Origin of the sequence: Dolichospermum sp. LEGE 00246, assembly GCF_015207865.1 — a bacterium.
Lineage (GTDB): Bacteria > Cyanobacteriota > Cyanobacteriia > Cyanobacteriales > Nostocaceae > Dolichospermum > Dolichospermum heterosporum.
In genome coordinates, this window is the sequence record NZ_JADEWA010000594.1 from 1 (window position 1) to 2,703 (window position 2,703).

Consider the following 2,703-nt stretch of genomic DNA (forward strand, 5'->3'; position numbering starts at 1 on the left):
TAAGAGACAGACCAAAAAATGTAACTTTGTTAAATTACAAATAATTGATCAAATTGCACATAATATTCATCTAGAAAGCACTGTAGCATTTGTGCAAAATATGCAAAAATTTTTTAGTAGGGTGTGTTAGCGACAGCGTAACGCACCATTATCAATAATTTGGTACATTACAGATTTCTCATTGTTGTTGTTACTGAATTCTGGGCGCAGACCCTGCGCCCCTACGTTGCGAACTGTTTCCCTATTACCGTTGCACTCAGAACTCCCAACTATTGACATCTTTATGAGTCCAACGATAAATTAAGGATTTAAAGGCGAACTCTGGTAAGGCTAACATTCGTTGCCAGCGCCAAGGTTCTTGATATAGTCTATATAGCCATTCTAAGTTATTATTTGCTAACCAACGGGGGGCGCGAGTTTTTCCACCTGACCAAATATCAAAACTACCACCAACACCTATCCAAATTGAGTGGGGACACAAATGACGGTGTTCAGCAATCCATAATTCTTGACGTGGTACTCCCAAACCAACAAATATTACCTGTGGCTGGATTTGGATGAGAGTTTGCAATAACTGTTCTTCTGCTGCTGGGGAATGATAACCAGAATGTGTACCAGATATTTTGAGGGTGGGAAGTTGTTTCTGCCATAAATCTGCGGCTTTGGCGGCTATTCCTGGTGCGCCTCCATAGAAAAATATTGAGGTGGATGTTTGCTCTTGAGCTATTGTTTGTAAAAGTTTCTCGGCTAATTCAATTCCGGGAAACCGTTGGACTTTTTGTCCTAATAAAAATTGTAAATAGAGAACTACTCCTGCGCCGTCAGGAATAACTAATTCAGCATTTTTAATAATTTTTGCTAATGGGAGATTGCGCTCTGCTTGCATAGTCATTTCGGCATTGAGGGTGACTACGTGAGTCCCTTTACCTGCTTTTAAACAATCTAATAACCAGTTTGGATAATTATTCATTATATGCACTGGTAAGCCTAGTACGGGTAATGCTTGCGGGAATTTAAACATAGTTTTTTTAAAATCAGAATTTAGGAGAATGTTTGATAAAGATTAGTGTATCAAGTTTTTCCCTGAATGAACGACAAGAATTTGTCAAGTAAAACAGTTTAGGTGTTACAGCAATTCTCGGTTTCATGAAATATAGTGGAGGGCGCAGACCCTGCGCCCCTACAGGTTTGGCGATTGAAAACTGTACCTCATAACATCAGAAAGTGGGGTTAAGATCCTCTGGACGATCAATATCTGCTAAAGTTTGCAGATAGCTCATTGATAAGTTTAACTTCTGGGCAATTTCTACTGTTTTTACAAATACTTGAGCGGTTCCCCAGGAAATATTTGTAAATAATTCTGCTATTGGTTGTTGTAACCCAATTAAATAATAACCACCGTCTAGGGCAGGACCCAGGACAAGATTACAAACTTTTAATTCCTCGAAGGCGGTTGTTAAAATTTGCGAGTTTAGATCAGGGCAGTCTGTACCAATGATGATGACTCGCTCTGCTTTTTGATTAAACGCATTGATGAGCGATCGCTCCATTCTTGCTCCCAAATCTCCTTTGCCCTGAGATTGATATTTTAAATCATTTCCTAACCAATTTTGCATTTTTTCCAAATTACCACCTGTAAACCGCACTTCTACGGATACTCTGGTTGTCCTTTGCAGTTCTTTGACCTGAAAAATAGTGTGTTCGGTCATTTGTTTGTGCAAGTTAGCAGCACCAACGTCACCCAAAACAGGTATTAACCGGGTTTTTGTTGTCCCTGGTTCTGGGTAGCGGGTAAAAATAATCAGGTGTTGTTTTGATGGTTTCCAAGATATCATTCAAAATTTGCTGCTATTAAAGATATGGCAACTATGGGTGCGGTGACTGCGCGAAGAATCCGACGACCCAAGGAAATGGGACCAAATCCTGATTCTTTGGCTATTTCTATTTCTTGATTTGTCCAACCTCCTTCTGGTCCAATGGCAATAATGATCTCATTGGCGGTTTTATTGATTATCTGCTGTAAATGAGGATAATCTCCACGAGCTTCACAGATATAACGATGAGTGGCATAATTTTCTTTGATAGCAGTGTTGAAAGCTACTGGTTGGAGGATGGTGGGAACTACAGCCCGTTCTGACTGTTCAGCGGCTTCTGATGCTATACGCCGCCAACGTTCTAGTTTTTGGGGGCTAGGATTTAATAGGGTGCGATCGCTCAAAATAGGTGCAATACAAGTTACCCCTAACTCAGTACAACACCGGACAATTTCATCAAATCCATTGCCTTTGGGTAATGCCATCATCAAGGTAATAGCCACAGGTAATTCAGTTTTTACCTCCAGCGGTTCTAAAATCTCTCCTTGTTCCCCTCGTAACTGCGCTAACCACCATTTCCCCATACCATCCATAACAATAAATTTATCACCATCTCGCAAGCGCAATACCCGCAGCAAATAATGTTGTTGTTGAGGTGTTAATACAAGTTTGTTAGCTTGAAGTTGTTGGGGATGAACAGTGATGCGTTGAAGTTGGGACATATTAGCAGGAGTCAGAAGTCAGGAGGAAAAATTAGGGGAAATTCAGAGGGAACAGGGAACGGGCAACAGGGAACAGGAAAAACTCATGTTTAAAAACATGAGATTGAAATAATGACACTGTTTTTTTCGTGCTACGCATCTTTTAAAAACATCCTTTTTTTGACTGA

Annotated in this window: 3 protein-coding genes; all 3 read right to left on the reverse strand. The window is 40.3% G+C overall.

Annotated elements, in window-relative coordinates:
* Positions 1-256: 256 nt before the first annotated feature.
* Positions 257-1,021, reverse strand: coding sequence for a WecB/TagA/CpsF family glycosyltransferase (locus IQ228_RS24435; RefSeq protein WP_193964752.1), 765 nt, complete (start codon positions 1,019-1,021; stop codon positions 257-259).
* A 196-nt stretch (positions 1,022-1,217) separates the two neighbouring features.
* Complete coding sequence (locus IQ228_RS24440) at positions 1,218-1,835, reverse strand: TIGR04282 family arsenosugar biosynthesis glycosyltransferase (protein ID WP_039204844.1); 618 nt, start codon at positions 1,833-1,835, stop codon at positions 1,218-1,220.
* Positions 1,832-2,536: a 16S rRNA (uracil(1498)-N(3))-methyltransferase gene (locus IQ228_RS24445; protein WP_193964754.1), complete on the reverse strand. Its 705-nt coding sequence runs from the start codon at positions 2,534-2,536 to the stop codon at positions 1,832-1,834. The genes IQ228_RS24440 and IQ228_RS24445 overlap by 4 nt, the downstream gene beginning before the upstream one ends.
* Between the last annotated feature and the right edge of the window lie 167 nt (positions 2,537-2,703).